The sequence below is a fragment of the Phreatobacter sp. genome, assembly GCF_016793595.1.
Lineage (GTDB): Bacteria > Pseudomonadota > Alphaproteobacteria > Rhizobiales > Phreatobacteraceae > Phreatobacter.
Genome location: NZ_JAEULY010000004.1, coordinates 552,354 through 578,599 on the forward strand (window position 1 = coordinate 552,354; position 26,246 = coordinate 578,599).

Annotated in this window: 27 protein-coding genes; 10 read left to right on the forward strand and 17 right to left on the reverse strand. The window is 69.0% G+C overall.

Annotation, left to right across the window (positions count from 1 at the left end):
* Nucleotides 1-44: 44 nt before the first annotated feature.
* The 4 genes from JNK84_RS06725 to JNK84_RS06740 all read right to left on the reverse strand — a co-directional run bounded on the left by JNK84_RS06725 (nucleotide 45) and on the right by JNK84_RS06740 (nucleotide 3,315).
* The gene (locus JNK84_RS06725) at nucleotides 45-398 is read right to left on the reverse strand and encodes a DUF1491 family protein (RefSeq protein WP_293421869.1); all 354 of its coding nucleotides are present in this window, start codon (nucleotides 396-398) and stop codon (nucleotides 45-47) included.
* A 6-nt stretch (nucleotides 399-404) separates the two neighbouring features.
* Nucleotides 405-1,148 (reverse strand): peptidoglycan-binding domain-containing protein, encoded by a 744-nt coding sequence (locus JNK84_RS06730; RefSeq protein WP_293421871.1) that lies wholly within the window; start codon nucleotides 1,146-1,148, stop codon nucleotides 405-407.
* Nucleotides 1,141-2,931, reverse strand: coding sequence for a PAS domain-containing sensor histidine kinase (locus tag JNK84_RS06735; protein ID WP_293421874.1), 1,791 nt, complete (start codon nucleotides 2,929-2,931; stop codon nucleotides 1,141-1,143). The genes JNK84_RS06730 and JNK84_RS06735 overlap by 8 nt, the downstream gene beginning before the upstream one ends.
* A 126-nt stretch (nucleotides 2,932-3,057) precedes the next feature.
* Nucleotides 3,058-3,315 (reverse strand): hypothetical protein, encoded by a 258-nt coding sequence (locus JNK84_RS06740; protein ID WP_293421877.1) that lies wholly within the window; start codon nucleotides 3,313-3,315, stop codon nucleotides 3,058-3,060.
* Between JNK84_RS06740 and JNK84_RS06745 the strand changes: the two genes are divergently transcribed.
* Together JNK84_RS06745 and JNK84_RS06750 are read left to right on the forward strand one after the other, a co-directional pair.
* Nucleotides 3,314-3,712 carry a hypothetical protein gene (locus tag JNK84_RS06745; RefSeq protein ID WP_293421880.1) on the forward strand — a complete coding sequence of 133 codons (399 nt, stop codon included), beginning with the start codon at nucleotides 3,314-3,316 and terminating at the stop codon, nucleotides 3,710-3,712. The genes JNK84_RS06740 and JNK84_RS06745 overlap by 2 nt on opposite strands.
* A 61-nt stretch (nucleotides 3,713-3,773) precedes the next feature.
* Nucleotides 3,774-4,211 carry a SufE family protein gene (locus JNK84_RS06750; protein ID WP_293421883.1) on the forward strand — a complete coding sequence of 146 codons (438 nt, stop codon included), beginning with the start codon at nucleotides 3,774-3,776 and terminating at the stop codon, nucleotides 4,209-4,211.
* Nucleotides 4,212-4,221: 10 nt separating this feature from the next.
* Here JNK84_RS06750 and JNK84_RS06755 read toward each other — a convergent pair whose 3' ends face one another.
* Nucleotides 4,222-4,896: a haloacid dehalogenase type II gene (locus JNK84_RS06755; RefSeq protein ID WP_293421886.1), complete on the reverse strand. Its 675-nt coding sequence runs from the start codon at nucleotides 4,894-4,896 to the stop codon at nucleotides 4,222-4,224.
* 143 nt (nucleotides 4,897-5,039) lie between these two features.
* Here JNK84_RS06755 and JNK84_RS06760 point away from each other — a divergent pair, with 143 nt between their 5' ends.
* A complete protein-coding gene (locus JNK84_RS06760) occupies nucleotides 5,040-5,906 on the forward strand; it encodes a branched-chain amino acid aminotransferase (RefSeq protein ID WP_293421889.1) in 867 nt (288 codons plus the stop codon).
* Nucleotides 5,907-5,959: 53 nt separating this feature from the next.
* Here JNK84_RS06760 and JNK84_RS06765 read toward each other — a convergent pair whose 3' ends face one another.
* A complete protein-coding gene (locus JNK84_RS06765) occupies nucleotides 5,960-7,711 on the reverse strand; it encodes a hypothetical protein (RefSeq protein WP_293421892.1) in 1,752 nt (583 codons plus the stop codon).
* Nucleotides 7,712-7,936: 225 nt separating this feature from the next.
* Here JNK84_RS06765 and JNK84_RS06770 point away from each other — a divergent pair, with 225 nt between their 5' ends.
* The gene (locus tag JNK84_RS06770; RefSeq protein ID WP_293421895.1) at nucleotides 7,937-8,536 is read left to right on the forward strand and encodes a superoxide dismutase; all 600 of its coding nucleotides are present in this window, start codon (nucleotides 7,937-7,939) and stop codon (nucleotides 8,534-8,536) included.
* 172 nt (nucleotides 8,537-8,708) lie between these two features.
* Here the strand turns inward: JNK84_RS06770 and JNK84_RS06775 are convergent, their stop codons facing one another.
* Nucleotides 8,709-9,326, reverse strand: a complete 618-nt coding sequence (locus JNK84_RS06775) for a DUF1194 domain-containing protein (protein WP_293421898.1) — start codon at nucleotides 9,324-9,326, stop codon at nucleotides 8,709-8,711.
* A 220-nt stretch (nucleotides 9,327-9,546) separates the two neighbouring features.
* Here JNK84_RS06775 and JNK84_RS06780 point away from each other — a divergent pair, with 220 nt between their 5' ends.
* Nucleotides 9,547-10,695, forward strand: coding sequence for an MFS transporter (locus tag JNK84_RS06780; RefSeq protein ID WP_293421901.1), 1,149 nt, complete (start codon nucleotides 9,547-9,549; stop codon nucleotides 10,693-10,695).
* Here JNK84_RS06780 and JNK84_RS06785 read toward each other — a convergent pair.
* Nucleotides 10,692-12,809 carry a S9 family peptidase gene (locus JNK84_RS06785; protein WP_293421904.1) on the reverse strand — a complete coding sequence of 706 codons (2,118 nt, stop codon included), beginning with the start codon at nucleotides 12,807-12,809 and terminating at the stop codon, nucleotides 10,692-10,694. The genes JNK84_RS06780 and JNK84_RS06785 overlap by 4 nt on opposite strands.
* Before the next feature lie 453 nt (nucleotides 12,810-13,262).
* On the opposite strand from JNK84_RS06785, the gene JNK84_RS06790 reads away from it, so the two are divergent.
* Entirely contained in the window at nucleotides 13,263-13,685 is a 423-nt protein-coding gene (locus JNK84_RS06790) for a MucR family transcriptional regulator (RefSeq protein WP_293421907.1), read from the forward strand.
* A 39-nt stretch (nucleotides 13,686-13,724) separates the two neighbouring features.
* On the opposite strand, the gene JNK84_RS06795 is transcribed toward JNK84_RS06790, so the two are convergent.
* The gene (locus JNK84_RS06795; RefSeq protein ID WP_293421910.1) at nucleotides 13,725-14,063 is read right to left on the reverse strand and encodes a hypothetical protein; all 339 of its coding nucleotides are present in this window, start codon (nucleotides 14,061-14,063) and stop codon (nucleotides 13,725-13,727) included.
* A 226-nt stretch (nucleotides 14,064-14,289) separates the two neighbouring features.
* Between JNK84_RS06795 and JNK84_RS06800 the strand changes: the two genes are divergently transcribed.
* Nucleotides 14,290-14,670, forward strand: coding sequence for a helix-turn-helix domain-containing protein (locus JNK84_RS06800; RefSeq protein WP_293421913.1), 381 nt, complete (start codon nucleotides 14,290-14,292; stop codon nucleotides 14,668-14,670).
* Complete coding sequence (locus JNK84_RS06805) at nucleotides 14,667-15,254, forward strand: DUF6456 domain-containing protein (RefSeq protein ID WP_293421916.1); 588 nt, start codon at nucleotides 14,667-14,669, stop codon at nucleotides 15,252-15,254. Before JNK84_RS06800 ends, JNK84_RS06805 begins: the two co-directional genes overlap by 4 nt.
* Before the next feature lie 3 nt (nucleotides 15,255-15,257).
* On the opposite strand, the gene JNK84_RS06810 is transcribed toward JNK84_RS06805, so the two are convergent.
* From JNK84_RS06810 to JNK84_RS06820, 3 genes are all read right to left on the reverse strand, one after another.
* Nucleotides 15,258-16,649, reverse strand: coding sequence for a M20/M25/M40 family metallo-hydrolase (locus tag JNK84_RS06810; protein ID WP_293421919.1), 1,392 nt, complete (start codon nucleotides 16,647-16,649; stop codon nucleotides 15,258-15,260).
* Between the two features lie 72 nt (nucleotides 16,650-16,721).
* Nucleotides 16,722-17,183, reverse strand: a complete 462-nt coding sequence (locus JNK84_RS06815; RefSeq protein ID WP_293421922.1) for a hypothetical protein — start codon at nucleotides 17,181-17,183, stop codon at nucleotides 16,722-16,724.
* A gap of 171 nt (nucleotides 17,184-17,354) precedes the next feature.
* Nucleotides 17,355-18,878 (reverse strand): helicase HerA-like domain-containing protein, encoded by a 1,524-nt coding sequence (locus JNK84_RS06820; RefSeq protein WP_293421925.1) that lies wholly within the window; start codon nucleotides 18,876-18,878, stop codon nucleotides 17,355-17,357.
* Nucleotides 18,879-19,024: 146 nt separating this feature from the next.
* On the opposite strand from JNK84_RS06820, the gene JNK84_RS06825 reads away from it, so the two are divergent.
* Nucleotides 19,025-19,150 (forward strand): hypothetical protein, encoded by a 126-nt coding sequence (locus JNK84_RS06825; protein ID WP_293421928.1) that lies wholly within the window; start codon nucleotides 19,025-19,027, stop codon nucleotides 19,148-19,150.
* 13 nt (nucleotides 19,151-19,163) lie between these two features.
* Here JNK84_RS06825 and JNK84_RS06830 read toward each other — a convergent pair whose 3' ends face one another.
* Both JNK84_RS06830 and meaB read right to left on the reverse strand, forming a co-directional pair.
* Complete coding sequence (locus JNK84_RS06830) at nucleotides 19,164-20,588, reverse strand: amidase family protein (RefSeq protein WP_367272255.1); 1,425 nt, start codon at nucleotides 20,586-20,588, stop codon at nucleotides 19,164-19,166.
* A 136-nt stretch (nucleotides 20,589-20,724) separates the two neighbouring features.
* Complete coding sequence (gene meaB, locus JNK84_RS06835; protein WP_293421933.1) at nucleotides 20,725-21,708, reverse strand: methylmalonyl Co-A mutase-associated GTPase MeaB; 984 nt, start codon at nucleotides 21,706-21,708, stop codon at nucleotides 20,725-20,727.
* 209 nt (nucleotides 21,709-21,917) lie between these two features.
* Here meaB and JNK84_RS06840 point away from each other — a divergent pair, with 209 nt between their 5' ends.
* Nucleotides 21,918-23,150, forward strand: a complete 1,233-nt coding sequence (locus JNK84_RS06840) for an alpha/beta hydrolase (RefSeq protein WP_293421936.1) — start codon at nucleotides 21,918-21,920, stop codon at nucleotides 23,148-23,150.
* Here the strand turns inward: JNK84_RS06840 and JNK84_RS06845 are convergent, their stop codons facing one another.
* The 3 genes from JNK84_RS06845 to JNK84_RS06855 are packed head-to-tail and all read right to left on the reverse strand — an operon-like array spanning nucleotide 23,151 to nucleotide 26,204.
* Complete coding sequence (locus JNK84_RS06845; RefSeq protein ID WP_441343222.1) at nucleotides 23,151-24,623, reverse strand: tripartite tricarboxylate transporter permease; 1,473 nt, start codon at nucleotides 24,621-24,623, stop codon at nucleotides 23,151-23,153.
* Nucleotides 24,624-24,654: 31 nt separating this feature from the next.
* Nucleotides 24,655-25,155 carry a tripartite tricarboxylate transporter TctB family protein gene (locus JNK84_RS06850; protein ID WP_293421942.1) on the reverse strand — a complete coding sequence of 167 codons (501 nt, stop codon included), beginning with the start codon at nucleotides 25,153-25,155 and terminating at the stop codon, nucleotides 24,655-24,657.
* A 59-nt stretch (nucleotides 25,156-25,214) separates the two neighbouring features.
* Complete coding sequence (locus JNK84_RS06855; RefSeq protein WP_293421945.1) at nucleotides 25,215-26,204, reverse strand: Bug family tripartite tricarboxylate transporter substrate binding protein; 990 nt, start codon at nucleotides 26,202-26,204, stop codon at nucleotides 25,215-25,217.
* Between the last annotated feature and the right edge of the window lie 42 nt (nucleotides 26,205-26,246).

Here is a 26,246-nt window from a genome sequence, read left to right on the forward strand (position 1 = left end):
CGTCTGCTTCACGCGAACCGGTACCCACTTCGCTGGAAAACGCTCTACGTCGCCGCGATTTCCACGAAAGGACGGCCGTCGCGGTCGTCGACATCGACGATCCAGAGGTCCGGGTCGAATTTCTGCTCGCGCGTCAGCTTCTCGGCGACCTTCATCTCCTCGACGAAGACGTCCGGCCATGCCGGCACGAACAGCCGGTCCACCGGCCGTTCCTCGCCGAAGGCCGTCTGCGGCGCCTGCAGGTAGAGCGCGACCAGCCGATCGCTCGCGCGGGAAACCGTCACCGCGATGGCGCCGGCCTCCGCCGCGCCGCGCTTGCGCAGGGTCGCGAAGCCGCCTTCGAGATTGACGCGCCGGATGAAGGCGGCGACCCAGAACTCCGACGTGAGCCGCGCCACGGCGGTTCAGCGCGTGCGCTGGGTCGCGGGCCGGGTGTCCGCCGTGATCAGGTCGCCGATCGATTGCGGGCCGGCGGGGCGGGCCGGCGGCGCCGGGCGGGCAGCCTGCGGGCGCTGGTCGCGTTCAAGCAACTGGCCGATGGTCTGCGGCTCGGCCGGACGCGCGGGAGCCGCCTGCTGGGCGGCGGGCGTCCGCTGCGCCGGGCGGCGCATGTGGCCGAGCACGGCCTCGCTCGCCTCGCCGGTCTGGCGCAGGCCCGCCTGCTGCTCGTATTTGCGGATGGCGGCGTCGGTCTTGGGCCCGGTCAGGCCGTCGATCGCGCCGTCATAAATGCGGCGGCGGGTCAGTTCGCGCTGGATGTCGGCGACGACCTCGTTGCGCGGCCGGGCCTGCGCCGGCGCGCTCGCCGCGCTGGCGAGGGTCGGCGCGGCCGGCGTCACCGTCGCGGTGGTCTGGACATCGGCGGGCCGCGCGGCCGGCACCGGCACGGCGGCCGCCGCCGGTCGGATCACCGCGGTAGCGAAAAGCGGGGCGGGATGCGGGCCATTCTGGCGCACCAGCGCGTTGACGCCGATGCCGACCGCGATCAGGCCGGCCAGCGACACCGCGATGGTGTCGCCGAGATTGCGCCCGATCAGGCCGCGCCAGAACGAGGGCTTCTCGTCCCGCTCGTCCATGCGATCGAAATCGTCCTCGACAGCGCGGCCCCGGCGGGCGCGGCGATCATCGTGATAACCGTCGTCACGCAATTTTCCGTCCCTCCTGGACCATCGTCGCCGTCCCTTGCGACGGGAGCGTCCGGCCGACCGGCAGGCGCTCCACCACATTGCGATGCTGTTCGCAGTCCAGCGGCATGCGCGCGGTGACGCGCGTGCCCTGCCCGACCGCCGAGGTGATCTCGATGCGGCCGCCATGCAATTCGGCGAGGCCCTTCACCACGGAGAGGCCGAGGCCGGTGCCCTCATAGGGGCGGTCATAGGAGGCGCGCGCCTGGAAGAAGGGCGAGCCGAGGCGCGGCAGATCGTTGGCCGCGATGCCGATGCCGGTATCGGCGACCGAGAGGCCGAGCCACGAGCCGTCGCGGCGCAGGCTGATGGTCACCGTGCCGCCGGCCTTGGAGAACTTGATGGCGTTCGACAGAAGGTTCAGCAGGATCTGCCGGTAGGCGCGCTTGTCGCCGACGATCTCCGGCAGGTCGGCCGCCGCATCCGTCACCAGCGCGATGCCGCCGTCCGACGCCTTGAGCTGCATCATCTGCGCGCACTGGGTCACCAGTTCCGGCAGGGCGAAGGGCTCGGGCGTGATCTCGAAATGGCCGCTCTCGATCTTCGACATGTCGAGGATCGAATTGACGAGGTTGAGCAGATGCTCGCCGGAATCGCGGATCAGCGTCGCATATTCCCGGCGCCGCGCGAGGTCGAGGCGCATGGCCTCCTCCTGCATCAGCATCTCGGAAAAGCCGTTGATGGCGTTGAGCGGCGTGCGCAGTTCGTGGCTGACATTGGCGAGGAACCGGCCGCGCGCCTCGTTGGCGCGGTCGGCCTCCTCGCGGGCGGCCTCGACGGCGGCCTCGGTGGCCTTGCGGTCGGTGACGTCGCGCAGCACCGAGACGACCTGCAATTCGTCGCCGGCCTGGCCGGCGAGCGGCCGGCAGCGCATCTCCACCCAGACGAAGGCGGGATCGCCGCCCTCGGCCTGTTCGCGGCGCAGGCGGAACTCGACGGAGGCCTCGACGCCGCGCGCCGAGGCCATCGACACGGCATTGAGATAGGCCGGGCGGTCCGCGACATGGACGCGGTCGAACAGACCCTGTCCATGCAGGGCGAAGGGCGGCACGCCGGCGATGCGGTCGGCGGCGGGCGAAGCGAAGGTCACCGCGCCGTTGCGGGCATGGCGGGTGATCAGGTCGGTCATGTGCTCGGCCAGCAGGCGATAGCGCCGCTCGCCGATGGAATGGACCTCCTCGCCGGCGCGGCTGACCATGGCGGCCGAAAGCGCCAGGCCGAGCGCGTAGATCACCGCCGAGGCGAGCGAAACGAAGGCCGCGAGTTCGACCGTACGCGCGCTGATGCGCGAGACCGGCAGCAGATCCCACAGGCCGAAGAAACCGATGACGCCGACCGCGCCGACGACCATGGCGCCGGAGGCGGCCACGACCTTGCGCGAGCCCGACAGCACGGCCTCCGCCGGAACCAGCGCGAACCAGACCACCACGAAGGAGGTGACGCCGCCGGACAGCGCGGCGACCAGCGCGACGATGCCCGTGAGCGCCGCCGCCGAGAACAGGTGCGCATTGTCGTAGCGGCCGGTGCGCGACAGGTAGAAGGCAATCGCGATGGGCAGGACCAGCCAGCCGAAGGTGATCGCCTCCAGCGGCCCCGGCACGCCCTGGAAGGCGAGATAGAGCGGCAGGGCGGACAGCGCGATCAGGCCCGGCATCAGGCGCGTGGCGATAAAGGCGCGATGGCGCGTGAACACGACGGGATCGACCGTCGCGGCCGGGTGGACCAGGCCGTCGAGGTACGATCTCACCGAACCGATCAACGCGCTTTCACGCAACGCACTCACCCCATTCGCGGCCGACGCCGTTCTGAATGCCGAGAGGATCGCACCCGGCCGTGAAGGAAACCCTAAGTCGGGTCTGGCTCCCGGGCCGGTTCAGCCGCCCGGCGGCGTTTTGCCCGGCATGGTGAACGAAGGCTTAGCCAGGGCTGGGGTCGGCGCCGGCCGGGCGAGGGCGATCGTTACAATTCGCGTAAACCTTAATTCAATTGCATGCGGGTTTGCGGCGGATTCACCTTGTTCGCCAAGGCCCTGTTCATGGCCTCGCGGGATGATCGGCACGACCGGAGCAGCGCCCGTCGAGGCGGCAAGACTGCCCGGCACAGGGTTCGACAAGACCGGAAACGGCGTCATGCGCTTTCTCTTCAAGGCCGCCTTCTGGCTCGGCCTCGTGTTCCTCCTGCTCCCCGACAACTCGCCGCCTCCGGCGGGCGGGCGGACGGCTGCCAGCGCCGCCCAGACGCCGGGTACCGAAACCCTCGCGGGTGCGGCGATCGAGGCCGCCGCCGCGCTCTGCCGCTCCCATGTCGAGACCTGCGCCCGGGGGGCTGCGGCCATCGGCGAGACGGCCCAGCGCGAACTGATCCGCGCGGTCGTCGCGCCGACGACGGACCATCGCGCGCCCGCCACCGGCTCGGCTAGCCGAGACACGCTGACCCCGGCCGACCTCGCGACGCCCTTCGGCGGCGTCGCGGCTCCCGCCGGCAATGCGCCGCGCCGCGCGCCGCTGCCGCCGCGCCGGCCGGCGTGACACCGCGACAAACCGACCGTCCCGGCTTTGTTTCGGGCCGACCGCGGCTTATATCGGGCTCATGACCGACACCATCGTCCCGCCCATCGACGAGATCACCGACGCCTTCGCCCTGATCGACGACTGGGAGGAGCGCTACCGCTACGTGATCGAACTCGGCAAGCAGTTGCCCGCCCTGCGGCCGGACCAGCGCAACGAGGACAATCGCGTGCGCGGCTGCGCCAGCAATGTCTGGCTCGTCACCCATGTCCGCGACCCCGGCCCCGACGCCGTCGTCAGCTTCGAGGGCGAGAGCGACGCCCATATCGTCAAGGGTCTGGTGGCGGTCACCCTCGCCTATTATTCGGGCCAGCGCGCGCGCTGGATCGTCGATCACGACGCCTTCGACCTGTTCCGCTCCTTCGGCTTCGAGCAGCACCTGACGCCGCAGCGTTCCAACGGCGTGCGCTCGATGATCGACCGGATCCGCAAGGATGCGATCAGGGCGCTCGCCGCCTGACGATCCCTTGTCAGCCTCCGAGGAAGGCCGTGGCGAGACCGGAGAGATCGGGCAGCGCCGCGACGGGATCGCGACCCGGATATTCGTTCGGCATGCCCGTCCGGTTGATCCAGACCGGCACCATGCCGAAGCTCGCGGCGCCCGCTATGTCCCAGCGATTGGACGAGACGAAGACGATCTCGTGCGGCGCGCCGATGCCCACTTTCGTCATGGCGTGGTGATAGACCGCCGGCAAAGGCTTGTAGGCAAGCGCCTCCTCGACGGTCACCACATGGTCGAGCAGTGAGCCGATGCCGGCGGCGGCGATGGCGGCGTCGACCATCGTCTTCGTGCCGTTGGTGAAGACCGCCGTCGTCTTGCCGGCCGCCTTGAGGCGGGCCAGAGCGGGGGCGACATCGGGATAGGCGCCGAGCGTCTGGTAGGCATTCATGAGCGCGGTCTTCAGCGCGGGATCGGCGACGCCGTAGCGGGCGAGCGCGAAATCGAGGCCGCGCTCGGTCAGCGCCCAGAAGTCGTCGAAGCCCTGCATCAGCGTCAGCGTCCAGGAATATTCGAGCTGCTTGGTGCGCCAGAGCTGGGACACCGGTTCGGCCAGCGCGCCGAGCGAGGAGCCGGCCTCGCGCACCGCAGAATGGACATCGAACAGCGTGCCGTAGGCGTCGAACATGAAAGTGTTGGCGGCCATGGGTTCCTCCCGCCGGCGCAGTCTCCGCGCGGTTCCGGCGCGGCGCAACCATCGCTGTGCCTGAAGCTGCCGATCAGCACATTTGATGATGACGGCGGGCGCGGCGGCGCTAGATTTGCCGCCAAACAATGCGGGAGAAACTCATGCCCACCTGGTCGAAGACCTGGACCTATGTCGATGGCGAATGGCTGGAAGGCAATCCGCCCCTCCTTGGGCCGCGCAGCCATTCCTTCTGGCAGGGCTCCAACGTCTTTGACGGCGCGCGGGTCTTCGACGGCCGGATGCCCGACATGGACCTGCACGCGGCGCGGCTCAACCGCTCGGCCGGCGCGCTAGGCCTGAAGGCGACGATGGGCGTCGAGGAGATCGTCGGCCTCGCGCGCGAAGGCGCGAGGAAGTTCGACGGAAAGACCGCGCTCTACGTGCGCCCGATGTACTGGGGCGAGGCCGATGGGCCCAGCGCCATCCTGCCGGACCCGGAGAGCACGCGCTTCCTGCTCTGCCTCTACGAGGCGCCGATGGGCCAGGGCGGCGGCATGTCCGTCACCCTGTCGAAATTCCGCCGGCCAACCCCGGAGAATGCGCCGACCGACGCCAAGGCCGGCTGCCTCTACCCGAACAACGCCCGTGCCCTGCGCGAGGCGCGCTCGCGCGGCTTCGACAACTGCCTCGTGCTCGACATGGTCGGCAATGTCGCGGAAACCGCCTCGTCCAACATCTTCATGGCCAAGGACGGCGTGGTCTTCACGCCGGCGCTGAACGGCACGTTCCTCGCCGGCATCACGCGCCTGCGGACCATCGCGCTGCTCAAGGCGGCCGGCGTCGAGGTGGTCGAGAAGAGCCTTCGCTACGGCGATTTCGAGACGGCGGACGAGATTTTCTCCACCGGCAACTATTCCAAGGTCGTGCCGGTGACGCGGATCGACGACCGGGCGCTGCAACCCGGCCCCTTCGCGCGCAAGGCGCAGGGTCTCTACATGGACTACGCGGCGGCCTCCGCGCCGGTGTGAGCGGCCTCGGCCATGCGTCGGCGGCCCGAGGCCGCCGACATCGCTCGCCGCTCTCACCCCCCGACGTGGGCGCGGAACTCCTTGAGCGAGGTGAAGCGCGTCGTGCCCGCTTCGAGATCGGCCTCGATCGTGCCGTCGCCGTAGAGACGGAACGGGATGTTGGCGATGACGCCCTCGCGCAGCAGCGGCGCGGCCGGCTGGGCGGGAGCTGCCGGCGCCGGCGCTGGCGGAACGACAACCGGTTCCTGGCGCGCGGGCGCGGCTCCCGCCTGCGGCTCGAAAATGCCTTTCAGATCCTCGATCAGCGAATCCGCGGGGTCCACGGCCTTCTTCTTCGGCGCGAGAAGGTCGTTCAGCTCCGGGAAGTCGCGGACCAGCGAAGCCATGGCGTCCTCGCGGCCGCCAGCCGGCTCGGCGCGCTCCACCGTCACCTCGGGAGCCGGCCGCAGGGCGGGCTCGGGGGTCACGCGCAGTTCCGGCGCGGGCGGCGGCATGGGTTCGGTCGCCTGCCGCGAGCCGGGTGAGGCATAGGCCGGCGGTTCGGGCCTGACGCTGCCGACATCCGGCGCGCCGATCGGCTTCTCGTCCAGCGACGCCTTCAGCGCCTTTTCCAGTTCGTCCTCGATGGAGAAGGACGGCTCGGCGGGCTCCGGTTCCACCTCACGATGCGCGGCGGGCACGGGCTCGGGCGCGGCCTCCCCGGCCTTGTCGGCCACGGCCGGCTCCGGCACGTCCTCCGCCGGCGGCGCGGGCGGGCGCGAGAAGGTGTCGCGCAGCCGCGCCATGAAGCCGCCGGGCTCGCGCTCGTCGGCCGGCGCGGGAGCGGGGGTCCGGGCGGGCGTATCCCCGAGCAGCAGTTTCTCCAGCGAGGCCATGGGGTCGTGGGCTTCCGGCGCGGCGGCCTTCGTCTCCGTGTCGGCGGCGGGCGGGGCGATGTCGGCCTCGGCGGCGCGCACCTCCTCCTTCAGGTCCTCGAGCGCCTGGGCGAGATGCTCTTCGAGCGCATCCAGATGCGGCACGGCCGCAGCCTCGGCCACCGGCTCGGCCTCCTCGACATCGCGCCTGCCGTCCACGACGGGTTCGACCGCGACCGGTTCGAGCAGCACGGGTTCCGCGACCTCGACCCTGACCGGCTCCGGCATTTCCTCGCCCTTGCCGGCAGCCTGCTCGGCCGGCGGCGGCGGCAGCGGCGCCTTCTCGCCGGCCGGCACGACGGGAGATGCGGCCGCCGCCGATGCAGAGGCGACGCCCGCGGCAAGGCCGGTGGCCGCGCCGATGGCGGCAGCGGTCCCAAGCGGCCGCAGGCCGAAGCTCTCGCGCGAGGGCGGCGTCACGACGGGACGGGACGGCGGGGCCGGCGAAATCTCCGCTGCGGGAGCCTCGACCTTGGGCGCTTCGACCTTGGGCGCTTCAACCTTGGGTGCCTCGACCCTCGGAGGCTCGACGGCCATTGCGGCCGTCGCCGGCTGCTCCGGCAGGCCCTCGCGCCAGAACGGCGAGGTGTCGGGCGACGGTTCGGCGGGAAGCGCGGCGTGGGCCGGGGCGCCCGCGGGTGCTGCCATCGGCTCTGCGGCGGGCGCATGGCCGGCGGCCCAGCGCAGGTCGTCCAGTTTCGCCGCCAGAACGCCAAGCTGCCCCAGGACAGCAGCCAGACCGAACAGGATGATGCCGGCCGCGGCGATGACCGCGCCGACCACCATGACCGTATTGCCGAGACTGAGGAGGCTGGGCGTCGTGCCCCAATAGAGCGTCCCCGCGCCGAGCACTGTGAGCGCGGCGGCCACAACCTGAAGAATGAGGGCCATGGGACGTCCTTTCACCCCGCGGGACTTCTTGCCCGCTCCCGGCTTTTTCAGAGCCGACAAAAAGCGACCTATCAAAGGCAAGTCGCCAGATTCTCGCAACTACCCTACCCGGGGATGCCCGGGCAATTGCCCAGTCGGAACGGGCGGACTATGTGAGACGGTGTTGGTTCCGCAATGGCAGGTCTGCGCCCCCACAGCGCCGGCTGTCGCACCAGGAGAGTGGTCATGACCTTCAAGCTCGACGATCTTCCCTACGCCCACGATGCCCTGCAGCCCTACATGTCGAAGGAAACGCTCGAGTATCATCACGACAAGCACCACCTCGCCTATGTGAACAACGGCAACAACGCCATCAAGGGCACGGAATTCGAGGGCAAGAGCCTGGAAGAGATCGTCAAGGGTTCCTATGGCAAGAGCCCGGCCATCTTCAACAATGCCGGCCAGCACTACAACCACATCCATTTCTGGAAGTGGATGAAGCCGAATGGCGGCGGCAAGATCCCGGGTGGCCTCGAAAAGGCGATCGTCGATTCGTTCGGCTCGGTCGACAAGATGAAGGAAGACTTCGTCGCGGCCGGCATCGGCCAGTTCGGCTCGGGCTGGGCCTGGCTCGAAGTGAAGAATGGCAAGGTCGGCATCACCAAGACGCCGAACGGCGAGAGCCCGCTGGTTCATGGCGGCGCGCCGATCCTCGGCTGCGACGTGTGGGAGCACTCGTACTATATCGACTACCGCAATCGCCGCCCTGACTATCTGAAGGCCTTCGTCGAGCATCTCGTGAACTGGGAATATGTGGACGAGATGTTCCAGAAGGCGACCGCCTGAGGCGCTCGGATCTGCTGACTGACGGAAACCCCGGCCTAACAGCCGGGGTTTTTCGTTTAGGGGTGTATCGCCAGTCGAACCCGAAGAGGCCGAAGGTCCGCCCTAACCGCGTCATGTCCGGCACAAGGCCGGGCATGACGTACTGTGAGACGGCCCTTCAATATGATCCCCCTCACGCGATCTCGGTCACGATCTTGCGCCTGACCGCCTCCGCGAACGACCGGTTCGCGTCCGCCACCTCCACGAAGGCGCCGGTCCCGCCGATCACCGCGTCGCGGTAATAATCCGACAGCGGCTGGCCCAGCCGGGCGGGCACGTTGCCGCCCGGCCTGACGATGGCCAGCGCATTGACGGTGATGCCCTTGGCCACCGCATCGTCCCGCGCCGCCTCCACGGCCCGGCCGCCGATATTCGGGCCGTCGCCGGACACGTCGATGACCCGCCTGAGGCCCGCATAGGCATTGGTCTCGATCAGGTTGACGCAGAAGTCGATGGCCGCCGAAATGGAATTGTAGCCCCGCGCCGCGCACGGGCTTGTGATGAGCTTTTCGCCGAAGGCGCGGGCGCTGGCCTCGTCGCGGATCAGAGCCCAGTCGGCGATGACATGCTGGGAGTGCGGCCCGCCCCATTCCGTATAGATCACCGCGAGGGAGCCATGCGTGCCGTTGCGGATGGCCGAGAGCACTTCAGGCGCGGCGAGCGCGGCCGCATAGCCCTCGCGCTGGAGCCTCAGCTCGTCGTCGTCGATGGAGCCGGAGCCATCCGCCGCCAGCGCCAGTTCAACGTCCACGGGCTCGCGCCGCTGGGCCCAAGTCGGAGAGGGTAAGGCCAGCGACGGCGCCGCCAGTCCAAGCCCGACCGCCAGCCGCCGTGTCCACCGCATCGCAGCCATGACGCCCCCTGCCTGTCCTGCCATGTTGCGGGCAGGCAGCCGCTATGACCAGCGACAAGATCGTGAGCGGGCATCTGCTCGTATAGGGTGCGCCTCCCGTCCCGAACCCTGAAATGGCATGCCCCTTCTCGTTCTGCTCTCCGTCGGCACGCTGATCGTCGGTTTCGGCGCTTTCAGCGTCATCGGCGTCATCTCGCCCATGACGCGCGACCTCGCGCTGACGCCGGTCGGCGCGGGCTGGATCGTCAGCGCCTATGCGCTCGCCTATGCCATAGGCTCGCCGCTTGGCACCTCGCTCACCGGGCGCTTCGACCGCCGCACCGTTCTCGTCTTCGGCATGGTGCTGCTCTCCCTGGGCGCGCTGCTGACGGCGATCGCCACCTCCCCGGTCCTGCTCTATGCCGGCCGGGTCGTGCTCGCCTGTGGCGCCGGCATCTATTCGCCGACGGCGGCCGGCGTCGCCATGGCCACCGTCGCGCCCGCCATGCGCGGCCGGGCGCTGGCCACCGTCTATGCCGGCCTGACCATCTCGCAGGTCATCGGCATTCCCGCCGCCAGTTCCATCGGCTTCACCATCGGCTGGCCCTGGCTGTTCCATGGCATAGCCGTGGCGGGAGTCTTGATGGCGATCGCGCTCGCGCTGCGCGTGCCCGCGCGCATCGCCGTCGCGCCTGCCACGCTTGGCGACCTGTTCCGCGCCATGGCCGATCCCCGGCTGGCGCTGGCCGTATCGGTGACGCTGACGGTGATGGGCGCGGCCTGGATTCCCTACACATTCCTTGCGCCGATCATCGAGGAACGGACCGGCGGCGGCGCCGGCATCGTCGGCACGCTGCTGATCGTCTACGGGATCGGTTCGGTCGCCGGCAACGTTCTGGGCGGTTTCCTGGTCGACCGGATCGGCGCGGGGCGCACGCTGCTGCTCTCCGCCACCGGGCCGCTGCCGTTCATGGCGGCGCTGTGCTTCCTCGCCTGGGATGCCTGGCTCGGCGGTTTCCTCTTGTTCATGTGGGGCCTGCTCGGCTGGTCCATCGGCGTCTCGCAACAGGCGCGGCTCGTCGCGCTCGATCCCGCCCGCACGCAGGTCCTGCTCTCCCTGAACGCCGCCTGCATGTATATCGGCGCCGCCTTCGGATCGGCGGTGGCGGGCTTCGCCAAGGCCATCGGCGGGACGCCGGCCATCGGCGTCGCCACGCTGGCGCTCGGCCTCGCCGGCGTCGCGCACGTCCTCCTGTCGCTGCGCGTCGGCGGGCGGCGGCGGAGCTAGGCGAGCTTCTCCGGCGCGCCCGTCACCGCCACGGCGAAGGCATAGGAGCGCGCCACCTCGGCGAGCCGGTCGAAGCGGCCGGCCGCGCCGCCATGGCCGGCATCCATGTTGGTGACCAGCAGCACGGGATTGGCGTCGGTCTTGGCCGCGCGCAGCCTCGCCGCCCATTTGGCGGGCTCCCAATAGGTGACGCGCGGGTCCGAGACGCCGCCGAGCGCGAGGATCGGCGGATAGGCCTGGGCCGCGACATTGTCGTAGGGCGAATAGGCCAGCATCCGCCTGAAAGCCTCGGCATCCGCGATCGGATTGCCCCATTCGCGCCACTCCGGCGGGGTCAGCGGCAGGGTGTCGTCGAGCATGGTGTTGATCACGTCGACGAAGGGCACCTCCGCAAGGATGCCGGCGAACAGTTCGGGGCGCATGTTGGCGACCGCGCCCATCAGCATGCCGCCGGCCGAACCGCCCTGCGCGACAATGCGGCCCTTGGCGGTGAAGCCCTTGGCGATCAGGTGCTCGGCGGCCGCGATGAAGTCGGAGAACGTGTTGACCTTGTATTCGCGCTTGCCCGTCCGGTACCAGCGATAGCCCTTCTCCATGCCGCCGCGGACATGGGCGATGGCGTAGACGAAGCCGCGGTCGACCAGCGACAGCCGGGCGGTCGAGAAGGATGCCGGCAGGGAATGGCCGTAGGAGCCGTAGCCGTAGAGCAGAACCGGCGCGGTGCCGTCGAGCGGCGTTCCCTTCGCATAGACCAGCGACACCGGCACGGTCTCGCCATCGGGCGCGGGCGCCATCAGGCGGCGGGTGACATAGGCTTCCGGGTCGTGGCCGGAGGGCACTTCCTGGCGCTTCCTGAGCGTGCGCGTGCGGGCGCGCATGTCGTAGTCCCACGTCTCGTTCGGCGTGGTCATCGAGGAATAGACGAAGCGCAGCGTGTCGGTGTCGAACTCGTAGCCCGAGATGACGCCGAGCGAATAGGCTTCCTCGTCGAAGGCGATGGCATGTTCCTCGCCGCTCGTCAGATTGCGGATGACGATGCGCGGCAGGGCGTTCTCGCGTTCTAGACGCACCAGCCAGTCCCTGAGGACCGTCGCGGACAGCACCAGCACACCCGGCCGGTGCGGCACGATCTCGGTCCAGTTGGCCTTAACCGGGTCTGCGAGAGGCGCCGCGACGATGCGGTAGTCCTCGGCCTCGTCATTGGTGCGGATGAACAGCGTCGGCCGCCCCTGCCAGCCCGGGTGGTAGTCGGGATAGGACTTCACGTCGTCCGCGCGCGGCAGGATCAGGCGCGGCCTGGCGCTCGCATCCGCAAGGTCCAGCACCCAGGTCTCGGTGGAATCGCTCTGTGCGCCCGAAATGATCGCGAGGCCGCCGGCCGTCGTCTCGCCCATGCCGACGAAGACCGTCGTGTCGGTCTCCTCGAAGACCAGCGCGTCCGCCGCCTGCGGCGTGCCGAGGGCGTGGCGGAAGATCTTCAGGGGACGATGGTTGTCGTCGAGGCGGATGTAGAACAGGCGAGAGGCGTCGCTCGACCAGACCGCGTCGCCACCGGTCTCGGCGAGTTCATCGGCCAGATCCTCTCCCGCCGCGAGATCGCGCACCTTCAGCGTGAAGAATTCCGATCCCTTGTCGTCGTGGCTCCAGGCCAGCAGCCGATGGTCGGGGCTGTGGACCGCGCCGCCGAGATCGAAGAACGGCCGGCCCTCGGCCAGCGCGTCGCCGTCGAGCATGATCTGGTCGGCGCCGCCGCCGCGCGGGCGGCGGCTGACCAGCGGATGCTGTCCGCCCTCGCGATAGCTCTCGAAATATTCCCACGGCCCGTCGGGCGAGGGCACCGATGCATCGTCTTCCTTGATGCGGCCGCGCATCTCGCCGACCATCGCCTCGATCAGCGGCTTGACCGGCGCCAGCACGGCGTCGGAATAGGCATTCTCGGCGAGGAGATGCGCCCGGATGTCGGCCGGCAGGACCGCCGGGTCGCGAAGCGCCTCCTGCCAGTTCGCCGCGCGCATCCAGTGGAATTCGTCGGACAGTTCGGTGCCGTGAACTGTCATCTGCTGGACACGGCGCTCGGCGGCGGGCGGGACTGCGGCGGCGGGATCGAGACGCATGAAGGGGTATCCGGCGCTATCGGGAAACGGCTTTCAGTCCGTGGCAGAACGGCGAGGCCGCGCGGCGGCCTTGTCAGAGTGCCGCATGGAGCCCGTCAGTTAAGGGCACGCCGATGCCAGCGCAATGGCGGCAACTGGCATACAAGTCGCAGCTACCGCAGAGAACTATGGTTGCAAATCGTTTCAAGCCGCACGTTTTCGGAAACTGTGAAACGAAAAATGCACAATGGCCTGCATCACAACTCGGCATACAGCATCATTTTTACTTTCCGCTCATGTGAATGGCCTTGCAAGTCCAGTTCAACGGCAGTATCTGCCTCGCACAGACGGTTTTCCGAGTCGCACCGCCTCTGGGTGATGCCGCTCGGGCCAGCGTCGAATTCAGCAAATCGAGCTGATCGCTCAAGTGTCGCGGCCTCTTCAGAAGGCCGCCTGTCAGAGGATTTCCGGACCATGGCCGACTCGTCGAACGCCAACAACTATATCGAGCTCGCCGCCGATATTGTCTCGGCTTACGTCAGCAACAATTCGGTTTCCGCCAATGACCTGCCGGGCCTGATCAACAGCGTCCACAACGCCCTGCTCAATGTCACGACTGGCAAGGTCGAGGTTCCGGCCGAGCCGCTGAAGCCGGTCGTGCCGATCAAGAAGTCGATCACGCCCGACTACATCGTCTGCCTCGAGGACGGCAAGAAGTTCAAGTCGCTGAAGCGGCATCTGCGCACCCAGTACAACCTCTCGCCGGAGGATTACCGCGAGAAGTGGGGCCTGCCGGCCGACTATCCGATGGTGGCCCCGAACTATGCCGCCGCCCGCTCGCAGCTCGCCAAGCAGATGGGCCTCGGCCAGCAGCGCCGCCGGAGCAAGGGCCGCTAAGCCCAGCCGACACGGCACGGGACAAGAGGCGCCGCGCGGTCATTCGCGCGGCGCTTTTTCTTTGCCCGGCGCATTCTCTTTGTCCGGCCGTTTTCTGCCCGGCGGCCGACGCGCGAGCGCTCGCACGAGGGCAGCATGCCGCGCCAGATCGTAGCCCGCCCCCTCGCCCGCGCCGAGCACACGCTCGCGCCGGAGCGCGCGTGCGAGGCGCGGCCCCTCCCCGCTTCCGGCGGACGGAAAGAGGCGCTCGGCCGCCGCCGACGGGCCGTCAATGCCGCCGGGCGTCCCAAGAGAATCCGAGCGCCAGGACCGGATGCGGCCGGAAACCGGCCTGCCTTGGCGCTGCTGCCGGGAATGCGAACCCTTCGGATGGTCCATGACGAGCCTCCTTCGACGAGGCTCGAGCATCGGTTCGCGTGAAATGATGGGGACAACTTTTGCGCTTTATTTTCTCGCAATGGTTGTGGATCGGATGCTGAAGCATTTGAGCCGGCTCGGCTTTTCCGCCTCCTGACACGATAGGGACAGTTCAGAGGAATAAAAACTTATCCTCATTGAGCGCCCGGCATATGAGGATTATTGTCCTCATTCAGGAGGTTCATCCATGTTGCTGCGCCCGTTGCCGTCGCCGCCCGTACCCAGCCGCATGCCCTGCGCTCCCGCGCGCCCGGCAACCATCGACATCGCCATCGCGCTGGCCGCCTGGGACAGCGGCGTCGAACTGGCGGATATCGGCGGCGACCGCCGGGGCGAAGCCCAGGTCGCGGGCGCGCGCCAGCTGGCGATCTATCTTGCCCATGTCGCGCTCGGCCACGATCTCAGCCGCCTGTCGCTGGCCTTCGGGCGCGACCGCGCGACGATCCGCCACGCGCTGCGCCGTGTCGAGGACGACCGCGACGATCCCGATTTTGACCGGCGCGTCTCGCGGCTCGAGGCCATCCTCCTGCTGGTCCGCCCCGTGCTCGCGGGCGAGGTGCGCGCATGAGCCGGAACGCGACCCGCGCCACGGCCGACGATGACAACGACCGCTTCCGCCGCGCCCATCAGGAGCGCGCGCGGATCGAGACCCCGGACGGCCCTGTCGAGATCGACCTCTCGGAAAGCCCGCTGCGCTGGCTCGCCAGCCGGCGCGATGCGGCGGGACGGCCATTCCTCTCGGCGGCGGAGGTGGATGCCGGCGAGCGGTTCCGCCGCGACTTCACGCAGGCGGGGCTTTCTCCGCGTCTCGGCGCCCAGTGGGCGGCGCCAGTGGCGCGCGGCGGCGCGGAAGCCTCGCTCGACTATTCCGACATCGTCGTTGCGGCCCGCCGGCGCCTCGCCCGCGCGAGCGATGCCGTCGGGCCGGACTTCGCCTCGCTGCTGCTCGACATCTGCGGCTTCCTGAAAGGGCTCGAACAGGCCGAGCGCGAGCGGCAATGGCCGGCGCGCACCGCCAAGATCGTGCTCAAGCTGGCGTTGGGGGCGCTCGCCCGGGCCTACGGCCTGGACGAAGCCGCGCAGGGGCCGGCGCAGTCGCGCGGCATCCGCGCCTGGAGCGCCGCGGCGACGGGAGACCCGCCGCCGCGGTGAAGGTCAGGCCGCGATGGCGTCGAGGATGCGCACCCAGGAGCGAATGCCCTTGTGGAAGCTGGTCAGGTCGTACTTCTCGTTGGGCGAGTGGACGCGGTCGTCCTCGAGGCCGAAGCCGACCAGCAGCGAGTCGAGGCCGAGATCGTCCTTGAACGCGCCGACGATGGGAATGGAGCCGCCCGAGCCGATGGTCACTGCCTTGCGGCCCCATTCGGCGGTGAGGGCTTCGCGCGCCTTGCCGAGCACCGGCATGTCCCACGGCAGGGCGATGGCGGGGCTGCCGCGCGAACCGAAGAACTCGGCTCGGCAGTCGACCGGCAGCTGGCAGCGGATATGGGCCCGGAACGCCTCGCGCACCCTGGCCGGGTCCTGCTTGCCGACAAGGCGGAAGGTCACCTTGGCCCAGGCTTCCGACGGAATGACGGTCTTGGAGCCCTCGCCGGTATAGCCGCCCCAGATGCCGTTGATGTCGCAGGTCGGGCGCGAGGAGATCATCTCGATCAGCAGGCGACCCTTCTCGCCGATGGGCTGGGACAGGCCGATGGGGCCGAGATAGTCCTCGGGCGTGAGGTTCAGCGCCTTCCAGTCCGCGAAAATGTCCGGCGGCAGGTCCTCCACACCGTCGTAGAAGCCGGGAATGGCGATGCGGCCGTCCGCGCCGTGGATCGAGGCGATCGCCTTGGCCAGCATGTGGATCGGATTGGCGGCGGCGCCCCCGTACATGCCCGAGTGCAGGTCGCGATTGGCGGCGACGACCTTGAACTCCTCGACGGCGATGCCGCGCAGGGCGGTGGTGATGGCCGGCGTCTGCTTGTCCCACATGCCGGTGTCGCAGACGAGCGCGACATCGGCGGCCAGGTCCGCCTTGTTGGCCTTGACGAAGTCGAACAGGTGTTTCGACCCGCTCTCCTCCTCGCCCTCGATCAGCATGGTGATGCCGACAGGGAGCGAGCCGGTGACCGCCTTCCAGGCCCTGCAGGCCTCGACGAAGGTCATCACCTGCCCTTTGTCGTCGCAGGCCCCGCGCGCGACGATCCGCTTCGAACCATCCTCGGCCACGGCGAGGCGCGGCTCGAAGGGCGGCGTCTCCCACAGATTGAGCGGATCGACCGGCTGGACATCGTAGTGACCGTAGAACAGCGCGTGCGGCCCCGCCCCGCCCGCGCTCTTCGCGACAACGGCCGGATGGCCGCCCGTGGCGCGCGCTTCCGCCGAGAAGCCGAGGCTCTCGAGGTCCTTCACCAGCCAGTCCGCCGCCTCCACGCAGTGCTTTGCATAGGCGCTATCGGTCGAGACCGAGGGAATGCGCAGCAGCGCGAACAGGCGTTCGAGGCTCTGGTCGAGGGTGCTGTCGACAGCGGCGAGCACCTGCTCGACGGGACGCGGTGAGGTCATGGCTGCTGATCCGATTGCTGGAGCGCTGGACGCTAGCAATCCTTCCGCTCTTTGCAACCGCGCGGGCGCCGGTCAGCCGCCCGGCACTGGCACATCGACCGGTTCCGCGGCCCTGGCGCGGCCGAGACGACGCACGCGCTGCATCAGCGCGCCAACGCGGCGATAGATCAGCCGGGGGCCGGAATCGGCCGCCATCACGGCCGCGAAACCCGCCGATGTCGCGGCGCGCGCGCCGGCACGCGACATGCTGGACAGGAGCAGCAGGCAGGGAATGCCGGCCTTGACCGCCTCGGCAGGCGGCTTGACCGCCGCCTCCGCCTCACCGGCGAGATCGGGCGGCAGATGCCTGTCCGCGAGGACGATCACATCGACCTTGTTGTCGGAGATATGCACGGACAGTTCGGCGATGCTGGTGACGCCGAAGACATGCGGCAGCCCGAGACGCTTCAGGCCGGCAGCGGCCTCCTCGGCTTCAGCACCATCCAGACGCAGGACGACCACCCGCGCCGTCTGTATCTGCTTCACGCCCGCCATGCTTCATTCCCGATGCCTGCGGGACCGCACGATGCAGCATTCACCGAACGGATACAATATACCCAGTTACCAGTGAACAACTGCAGGTCCCGGGGGTGGCTCAATACCTGCCGGGCGTTTCGGAGCCTCTACGATTTTCCCTTCAATTGAACGGATTTGGCGCTTTTTTCATCACCGCCTGGTAAAGCCGCCAAGCACGCCACGCATGATGGCCCTGCCGATCTGGGTGCCGACCGAACGGGCGAGCGAGCTGCTCGCATTGCGGATAATCACCTCGGTCGTCGACAGCGGCGGCCGCCCACGGCCCTTGCCGCCCGGCGCGGGTCCGCCGCCGCCGAGGATCGAGCCGAGCAGGCCGCCGAGCCCGCCGCTATCGGCCTGCTGGCTCTGCTGTTCCGCCTGAACCTTCTCCTGCGCGCGCTTCTGGAGGATCTCGTAGGCCGATTCCGAATCGACCACCTCGTCGTATTTGCCCTTGAACGGGCTCTTCGCGAGGATCTGCCGCCGCTCCTGCTCGCTCACCGGGCCGATCCGCGCGAAGGGCGGACAGACCAGCGTCCGTTGCACGATGGAGGGCACGCCGTTGCCCTCGAGGGTGGAGACCAGCGCCTCGCCCTTGCCGAGCTGGGTGATGACCTCCTCGGTGTTGAGGCCAGGATTCTGGCGGAAGGTGGTGGCGGCCGCCTTGACCGCCCGCTGGTCGCGCGGGGTGAAGGCGCGCAGCGCGTGCTGCACGCGGTTGCCGAGCTGGGCAAGCACGGTTTCCGGCACGTCCAGCGGGTTCTGCGTGACGAAATAGACGCCGACGCCCTTGGAGCGGATGAGGCGGACCACCTGCTCGATCTTCTCGACCAGCGCCTTCGGCGCATCCTTGAACAGGAGGTGCGCCTCGTCGAAGAAGAAGACCAGCTTCGGCTTGTCGACATCGCCGACCTCGGGCAGCTCCTCGAACAGTTCGGAGAGGAGCCAGAGCAGGAAGGTCGCGTAGAGCTGCGGGCTCGCCATCAGCTTGTCGGCGGCGAGAAGGTTGATGGTGCCGCGCCCCTCCCGGTCGGTCTTCATCAGGTCCTTCAGTTCGAGCGCGGGCTCGCCGAAGAACATGGAGCCGCCCTGATTCTCCAGCGTCAGGAGCTGGCGCTGGATGGCGCCGACCGAGGCCGGCGAGACATTGCCATAGGCCGCGCGCAGTTCGTTCTGGAGTTCCTTGTTCGAGCCGAGCTCCTGCAGCATGGCGCGCAGGTCCTTCAGGTCGAGCAGCGCCAGGCCGTTCTTGTCGGCATAGTGGAACAGGATGCTGATGACGCCTTCCTGGGTCTCGTTGAGATCCATCAGGCGCGACAGCAGCAGCGGTCCCATCTCGGCGACGGTCGCGCGGATCGGGTGGCCCTGCTCGCCGAACAGGTCCCAGAACACCACCGGAAACTGGTCGGGCGCCCATTTCAGGTCGACCTGCTTGGCGCGTTCGAGAATGAAGGGCTTTTCCTCGCCCATGGCGGCGACACCGGAGAGGTCACCCTTGATGTCGGCGGCGAAGACCGGCACGCCGGCATTCGAGAAGCCTTCGGCGAGGACCTGCAGCGACACGGTCTTGCCGGTGCCGGTGGCGCCGGTGATCAGGCCGTGGCGGTTGCCGAATTTCAGCGCCAGCCATTCCTGCTTGGTGCTCTTGCCGATGAGAATGTCGCCGTCGGCCATGGTCCGTCCCTGCGCTGATCTGCTGCGGTGCAAGGTTGTAGCAACCCGGCGCGCCGCCGCAAAGCCGAGCAGGCAGTTGACGCCGATCAAGGCGGCGGGCCGGCCGCACCGGCAGTCTCCCGCGCGACAATTCGAGGAGACCGCCCATGACCGCCGACCTCTATCTAGCCCTCGTCCTGTTCGTCTTCGTCGCCTTCGGCTCGGTGCTGGCCTGGGTCGACTTCTCCGGGCGCCACCTGCGCCCGAAGCCCGGCTTGCCGAAGAAGGACTGAACCGTCGCGGGCGCTAGTCGCGCGCCCACAATTCCTTCACGACGATGCCCGCCTTCTTCTCGATGGCGACGGCGGCGTCGAGACAGACGTCCTCGCGATAGCGCGAGGCAACGATCTGCACGCCCACCGGATTGCCCTTGACCAGCCCGACCGGCACGACCGCCGCGGGCAGGCCGAGCAGGTTCATGACCGACATGAAGCGCAGGTCGTTCCAGAACAGCTCCTTCACGCGCGCATCGCCCTTCAGGTCCTCGTTGGTCGGCGGCGTCGGATTGACCGACAGCGGCGTCAGCAGCACCGGATAGTCCTCCAGGAAGGCCAGCCAGTTGCGCAGCACGCGCGAGCGCTGGGCGATGGCCTTCATGTAGGCCTCGCCGTCGAGCATGGTCGCCGTCTTCAGGAAGCCTTCCATCGTCTGGACGAAATCCTTGCCGCCGGTCTGGCGCATGACCTTTTCCTGCAACACGTGCAGCTCGGTCATGATCAGGTCGCACCAGAGCTTCCAGGTGCCGTCGAGGTCCGGCACCTCGACCTCACGCACGTCGTAGCCGGCGTCGGCCAGGTGGTCGGCCGCCTTGCGGACCAGTGAAATGACCTGCCGGTCGGCCTGCATGTCCTTCGGGATCTTGGCGACCGCGACCTTGATCGGCCCCTTCAGCTTCGGGCCCTTGAGGGGTGCCGGCACCCACCAGGGGTCGCGCATGTCGCGCTGGGCCATGACCTCCATGCCCAGCCGCACGTCGGCGACGGAGCGCGCCAGCGGCCCCTGCGAGGACATGAACTGCGCCATCAGGCCACGCTCCTCGCCCTTCAGCATGGACGGGTTGAAGGCGGGGATGCGCCCCAGCGTCGGCTTGATGGTGGCGACGCCGTTGCAATAGGCCGGCCAGCGGAGCGAGCCGCCGATGTCGTTGCCGTGAGCGATGCAGCCGATGCCGGCCGCGACCGCCGAGCCCGCGCCGCCGGACGAACCGCCGCAGGTGATCTTGTCGTCCCAGGGGTTCAGCGTCAGCCCGTGCAGCGGGTTGTCGGTGAAGGCGCGCATCGAGAATTCGGGCGTGTTGGTGAGGCCCACGATCACCGCGCCGGCCTTCTTCAGGTTCGCGGTCACCGGCGAATCGCCCGGCGCGATATTGTCCTTGAAGGCGACGACGCCGTTGGAATTGGCCTGCCCCTCGACGTCGAGATTGATCTTGATCGTCACCGGCACGCCGTGCAGCGGCCCGACGTCCTGGCCCTTGGCCAGCGCCTTGTCGGCGGCTCTCGCGGCCTTGATGGCGTCCTTCGACAGGTCGACCACGACGGCATTGAGCTTCGGATTGACCGCCTTCATCCGGTCGATATGGGCCTTGGTCACTTCCTCGGACGAGATCTTGCGACTGCGGATCGCCTTCGCCGTCTCGATTGCGGACCACTGCCAGATCGGTGCTTTTGCCACTGTGCATTCCCCTGCTGCTAGACGGCAGGAGTGAACAGCGAAGGCGGTGCGCCGGGAAGGGCGAAACTGCGGTTCAGCTATGAGCGGCGGCAACATTGGCCCGACCGCCGCCAAGAATGGCCCGCCAGCGCCCCGCTCAGAGGCCCAGAACGCCCGCGATTTCCTCGACGGCCACCATCGGCGCCACCCGGCCGGCCGCGACCTCCGCCTCCAGCGCCGGCAGCCGCGCTTTCAGCTGCGGATCGCGCTTCAGCCGCGCGGCGACCCGCTCCTGCAGCATGGTCCACATCCATTTGACGCCCTGCGCGCGACGCTTGGCGGCGAAATCGCCCGACGCTTCCGTCTTCGCCCGGAAAGCGCCGATCTGCTCCCACAGTCGATCCAATCCATCATTGGCGAGACCGGAGATCATCAGCACGGGCGGCGACCAGACCTGAGACTTCGGCGCCATGATGTGGAGCGCGGCGCGATATTCGGCCGCAGCCGCCTTGGCGCGCAGCGCGCCGTCGCCGTCCGCCTTGTTGACCGCGATGATGTCGGCGAGTTCGAGAATGCCCTTCTTGATGCCCTGCAGCTCGTCGCCGGCGCCGGGCAGCATCAGCACGAGGAACAGATCGGTCATGTCGGCCACCGCCGTCTCCGACTGGCCGACGCCGACCGTCTCGACGAGGATCACGTCGAAGCCGGCCGCCTCGCAGAGCAGCATGGTCTCGCGCGTTTTCGCCGCCACGCCGCCGAGCGTGCCGGACGAGGGCGACGGACGGACATAGGCGCGGTCGTCGTTGACGAGGCGGGCCATGCGCGTCTTGTCGCCGAGGATCGAGCCGCCGGTGCGCGAGGACGAGGGGTCGACCGCCAGCACCGCGACCCTGTGGCCGGCCGCCGTCAGGTTCGAGCCGAACGTGTCGATGGTCGTCGACTTGCCCGCGCCGGGAACCCCGGTAATGCCGATGCGGATGGCCCTGCCCGTCTCGGGCAGCAGTTTCTGCACGAGCGCGCGCGCCACCGCCTGATGCTCGGGCTTGGTGGATTCGACCAGCGTGATCGCCCGCGCCAGCACGGAACGGTCGCCGGCGCGGATCGCCTCGGCCAGCCTGTCGGGATCGGGAGGGGAGCGCATGCCAGCGTGGTATCAAAGCCACAGCCGCGAGGCGAGCGATTCGGCGAACGCGCCGGCCCACGCGCCAGCCGCCTTGCCGCCCCATTCTGGCCATGGCGCGACTTTACGCGGCAGGGACGGTCCGGCGGATATCGGCGCGGCCGTTCATCTTTCGGTAACCCGCGCCGGGCCTTTTCGCCGGGCGTTCCCAAATTCGCCCGTCGAGACCCATGTTCCAGCCGTCGACCCTCACCGTCGCCGTCTTCCCCCGTTCCGTTCGCCTGCTGGCGACGGGCGCGATGGCGCTTGCGCTCGGCGGCTGCCTCGGACCGAGCCTGTCGGGGATTACCGGCTCCGTCGCCTCGCTGGGCGCGTCATCCGGCGCGCCGCAGGTGGTCAACGTCTATGTCGCCTCGACCCGGCCGGCCTTCCAGGGCGACCGGCTCGGCGCGCCCTCGGCGGAGCGCGGGCGCTTCTACCGGCAGGTCGTGTCCATGCCGCCCGGCCGCGCCGCCGGCACGATCCCGCGCCCGCAGATCGGCGGCGAGAACCCGCGCCGCCATGCCGTGCTGACCGGCCGGACGGCGCTGCCGCAGGCGGCCTTCCGCGAGCAGGTCGCCGAGGCCGTCGCCTCGCAGCCGGCCGACCGGCGCGACGTGCTGGTCTATGTCCACGGATTCAACACCGACTATGACGAGGCGGCCTTCCGCCTCGTGCAGGTCGCCGCCGATGCCGGTTTCCGCGGCACCCACGTCCTGTTCACCTGGCCGAGCTACCGGCGCGTGCTCGCCTATTCCGGCGACCGCGAAGTCGCCACCGCCTCGCGCGACGCGCTGGAGAAGCTGCTGACCGATCTCGGCCGGACGCCGGGCGTCGGCCGCATCCACGTCATCGCCCATTCCATGGGCGCGTTCCTGACCATGGAGGGTCTCCGGCAGGCCGCCATCGCCGGTCGGGGCGAACTCGACGGCCGCCTCGGCGAGGTGATCCTCGCCGCGCCCGATCTCGACGTCGAAGTGTTCCGCCAGCAGGTGGCGCGCGTCTCGCGCCCCTCGCGCATCTCGCTGTTCGTGCAGGCCGACGACCGGGCGCTCGCGGCCTCCTCGACCGTCGCCTGGGACCGCCAGCGGCTCGGCTCGCTCGACGTGCGCAACGCCCAGCACCGCGAGATCATCTCGACGCTCGGCGTGCGCGTCTTCACCATGCAGTCGGGTGGCTGGACCGACCTCGTGCGTCACGGCACCTTCGCCGAGGCGCCCGAGATCGTCCGGCTGATCGGCGGCAAGATCGGCCAGCCGCCGGTGATCGAGGATTCCCTGCCCGGCGCGCCGGCGGAAGCCCCTGCCCTACCCGCCGAACTGCGTCCGCCCCACGAGCAATCGCCCATGGCCGGCCAGCCGGAAAGCGCGCGGGCGGTGACGTCAGAGGCGCTGCCGCAGCCGGCGGCAGCCGCCTCCGAGTGATCACGCCGCCGCGGCTGCCCCCTGCGGCCGCTTCCGGTAGAGCCAGACCGCCAGCGGCCAGACCAGGAGGCCGATGGTGATGGCGGCGAGGATGGCCGAGACCGGGCGCTGGAAGAACGGCAGGATCGAGCCGTCCGACTTGATCAGCGACGTGATGAAGTGGGTCTCCACCATGTTGCCCATGACGATGCCGAGCACGAGGGCCGCAACCGGGAAGCCGTTCTTCTCCATCATGTAGCCGATGACCCCGAAGGCGGCGACGGTGACGACGAGGAACAGGTTGTTGCCGGTCGCGAAAGACCCCACCGCGCAGAGCAGCACGATGACCGGCATGATCGCGTAGCGCTTGGCCTTGAGGATGTGCGTCGCGAGCCGGATCATGATGATGCCGAGCGGGATCATGATGATATTGCCGAGCATGAAGATGATGTAGAGCGCGTACATGCTCGACGCCTTCTCGGTGAAGAGCGTCGGGCCGGGATTGAGGCCCTTCATGTAGAGCACGCCGATGGCGATGGCGGTGATCGTGTCGCCGGGAATGCCGAACAGCAGCGAGGGCACCCAGCCGGAGGCGAGCGAGGCATTGTTCGAGGCGCCCGCCTCGATCAGCCCCTCGGGATGCCCGGTGCCGAATTTCTCCGGCGTCTTCGAGAAGCGCTTGGCCATGGCGTAGGACACCCAGGCGGCCATGTCGGCGCCCGCGCCCGGCAGAACGCCGATGATGATGCCGACGATGTTCCCGCGCGTCTGCTGCTTGGGATATTCCTTGGTCAGCTGCCACTGGCCCGCGAGGATCGAGCCGAACTTGCGACGCGCGAGCGGCGGCGGCTCCGGCACCGACATGGCGCGCATGACCTCGGCCACGGCGAAGCAGCCGACCAGCGCCGGGATCACCTCGATGCCGCCGAGCAGATCCGTGAATCCGAACGTGAAGCGCGGCGTGCCTGCCGGGTTCTCGATGCCGATGCAGGCGACGAGCAGGCCGAGCAGCATGGCGGCCAGTGCCTTGATCGGCGAGGATCGGGCGACCACCGTCGCGCACATCAGGCCGAGAAAAGCCAGCCAGAAATATTCGTAGGTCGAGAAGGACAGCGCGAATTCGGCGAGCAGCGGCGCCATGATGATCAGCGACAGCGTGCCGAAGACGCCGCCGAGCGCCGAGAACCACAGGCAGATGCCGAGCGCCAGCTCCGGCTGGCCCTTGCGCGTCATCGCATAGGCTTCGTCCGTATAGGCGGCGGAGGCGGGCGTGCCGGGGATGCGCAGGAGGCAGCCGGGAATGTCGCCGGAGAAGATCGCCATGGCAGATGCGGTGATGATCGTGGCGATGGCCGCGATCGGCGACAGGTAGAAGGTGACGGGCACCAGCAGCGCCGTCGCCATGGTGGCGGAGAGGCCCGGCAGCGAGCCGACGCAGAGCCCGTAAATGGCGGACAGGAGGATGGCGAGCAGCACGTCCGGCGCCAGCACCATCTGCCAGGCTTCGATGAAGGTCGACATCGGCTCACCAGGGCATGGGCAGGAGGCCGGCGGGCAACGGAACCCGCAGCAGCTTGCCGAAAACGAGATGCACGGCCGGCGGCGCGAGGATCGCCAGCCCGATGGCCGTGCGCACCGTGCCGCCGAGGGCGAAGCAGGTCGCGGCCACCATGACCGCCGCGGTCGGGATGAAGCCGAGGCTGTCCACGGTCAGCGCGTAGAACAGCAGCAGGATCGGCGGCACCGCCGTCTTGAGCGCGGCATAGGGAACCGGCGGCGGGGCGGTCTCGGCCGGCGCGTGACTGCCGTCCTCCGCCGCGACCACCTCCTCCGGCTGCTCGAAGGACGAGCCTATGCCGCAGGCGATGGCGATGCCGCAGGCCACCAGCCCGAGGCCGATCAGCACGGGAAAGACGTTCGGCCCGACCTGCTGGCCGGGGACGGGCGGCAGGAGCGATCCGCCATAGGCGGCGGCCGCCCCGAGGACGGCGATGGCGCCGCCCATGATGGGGTTGGGGATGTGCATGGTGCCTCGCGCGGGAGGGGCCCGCGCCTGTCGGCGCGGGCGACCGGGTCAGGTCGGCTTCACGCCGATTTGGCGAGGCCGGCGGCCTTCATGGCGACGCCCATGGCGGCGTTGCCGTCGGCCATGAACTTGGCGAAGCCGCCGGCATCCGCCCATTTGATGCCGAAGCCGCGCGCCGACATGAAGTCGCGGAACTCCTTCGACTCGTTGATCTTCTTGAGCGCGGCGGTATAGCGCTCGGCGATCGGTCCGGGCAGGCCCTTGGGAGCGGCGATGCCGCGCCAGGCGCCGACCGAATAGTCGATGCCCATGGCCTCCTTGAGCGTCGGCACGTTCGGGAATTGCGGATTGCGCTCGCCCGCCATGATCGCCAGCGACCTGGCGCGGCCGGCATCCAGCATGGCCTTGGCCTCCGGCACCGAGCACGTCACGAGATCGATGCCGCCGGCCGCGAGATCCTGCATGGCCGGCGCCGCGCCGTTCGACGGCACCCATGGCACCGCATTGGCCGGCAGGCCCATGGCGCCGAGCCAGCCGACGAGGGCGAGATGCCAGATGCCGCCCTGCCCCGTGCCGGACGCCTTCAGCTTGCCGGGATTGGCCTTGATCGCCGCGGCCAGCGCCTTCACGTCGGCATAGGGGCTGGTGTTGATCACCTGCACGCCGGGCGGATCTTCGTTCATCAGCGCGAGCGGCGTGTAGCTGTCCGGGTTGAGCTGGGTCAGCCCCTGCCAGTGCATCATGGTGATTTCGACGGTGATCATGCCGATCGTGTAGCCGTCGGGCGCGCCGCCCGAGATCGCCTGATGACCGACGACACCCGAGCCGCCCGTGCGGTTCACGACATTGACCGGCTGGCCGAATTCCTTCTCCAGCAGCGCGCCGACGATGCGCGCCGTCGCATCGGTGCCGCCGCCCGCGCCCCACGGCACGATGAGCTGGATCGGCCGCGCGGGAAATGCCTGCGCGATGGCCGGAGCCGACAATTGCGAGACGAGGCCCGCCCCCGCGGCGCCGGCCATGAGATGACGACGAGTGAGTTCTGCCACGATGATCCTCCCTGAGATCGAGCAGGCCGGTTGATCCGGTCC

Bases quoted from the DNA above. Each gene is read 5' to 3' on its own strand.
- JNK84_RS06745 (WP_293421880.1), top strand. From the start codon at position 3,314: ATGCGCTTTCTCTTCAAGGCCGCCTTCTGGCTCGGCCTCGTGTTCCTC.
- JNK84_RS06740 (WP_293421877.1), bottom strand. From the start codon at position 3,315: ATGACGCCGTTTCCGGTCTTGTCGAACCCTGTGCCGGGCAGTCTTGCC.
- JNK84_RS06750 (WP_293421883.1), top strand. From the start codon at position 3,774: ATGACCGACACCATCGTCCCGCCCATCGACGAGATCACCGACGCCTTC.
- JNK84_RS06755 (WP_293421886.1), bottom strand. From the start codon at position 4,896: ATGGCCGCCAACACTTTCATGTTCGACGCCTACGGCACGCTGTTCGAT.
- JNK84_RS06760 (WP_293421889.1), top strand. From the start codon at position 5,040: ATGCCCACCTGGTCGAAGACCTGGACCTATGTCGATGGCGAATGGCTG.
- JNK84_RS06765 (WP_293421892.1), bottom strand. From the start codon at position 7,711: ATGGCCCTCATTCTTCAGGTTGTGGCCGCCGCGCTCACAGTGCTCGGC.
- JNK84_RS06770 (WP_293421895.1), top strand. From the start codon at position 7,937: ATGACCTTCAAGCTCGACGATCTTCCCTACGCCCACGATGCCCTGCAG.
- JNK84_RS06780 (WP_293421901.1), top strand. From the start codon at position 9,547: ATGCCCCTTCTCGTTCTGCTCTCCGTCGGCACGCTGATCGTCGGTTTC.
- JNK84_RS06785 (WP_293421904.1), bottom strand. From the start codon at position 12,809: ATGCGTCTCGATCCCGCCGCCGCAGTCCCGCCCGCCGCCGAGCGCCGT.
- JNK84_RS06790 (WP_293421907.1), top strand. From the start codon at position 13,263: ATGGCCGACTCGTCGAACGCCAACAACTATATCGAGCTCGCCGCCGAT.
- JNK84_RS06795 (WP_293421910.1), bottom strand. From the start codon at position 14,063: ATGGACCATCCGAAGGGTTCGCATTCCCGGCAGCAGCGCCAAGGCAGG.
- JNK84_RS06800 (WP_293421913.1), top strand. From the start codon at position 14,290: ATGTTGCTGCGCCCGTTGCCGTCGCCGCCCGTACCCAGCCGCATGCCC.
- JNK84_RS06805 (WP_293421916.1), top strand. From the start codon at position 14,667: ATGAGCCGGAACGCGACCCGCGCCACGGCCGACGATGACAACGACCGC.
- JNK84_RS06810 (WP_293421919.1), bottom strand. From the start codon at position 16,649: ATGACCTCACCGCGTCCCGTCGAGCAGGTGCTCGCCGCTGTCGACAGC.
- JNK84_RS06815 (WP_293421922.1), bottom strand. From the start codon at position 17,183: ATGGCGGGCGTGAAGCAGATACAGACGGCGCGGGTGGTCGTCCTGCGT.
- JNK84_RS06820 (WP_293421925.1), bottom strand. From the start codon at position 18,878: ATGGCCGACGGCGACATTCTCATCGGCAAGAGCACCAAGCAGGAATGG.
- JNK84_RS06825 (WP_293421928.1), top strand. From the start codon at position 19,025: ATGACCGCCGACCTCTATCTAGCCCTCGTCCTGTTCGTCTTCGTCGCC.
- meaB (WP_293421933.1), bottom strand. From the start codon at position 21,708: ATGCGCTCCCCTCCCGATCCCGACAGGCTGGCCGAGGCGATCCGCGCC.
- JNK84_RS06840 (WP_293421936.1), top strand. From the start codon at position 21,918: ATGTTCCAGCCGTCGACCCTCACCGTCGCCGTCTTCCCCCGTTCCGTT.
- JNK84_RS06845 (WP_441343222.1), bottom strand. From the start codon at position 24,623: ATGGTGCTGGCGCCGGACGTGCTGCTCGCCATCCTCCTGTCCGCCATT.
- JNK84_RS06850 (WP_293421942.1), bottom strand. From the start codon at position 25,155: ATGCACATCCCCAACCCCATCATGGGCGGCGCCATCGCCGTCCTCGGG.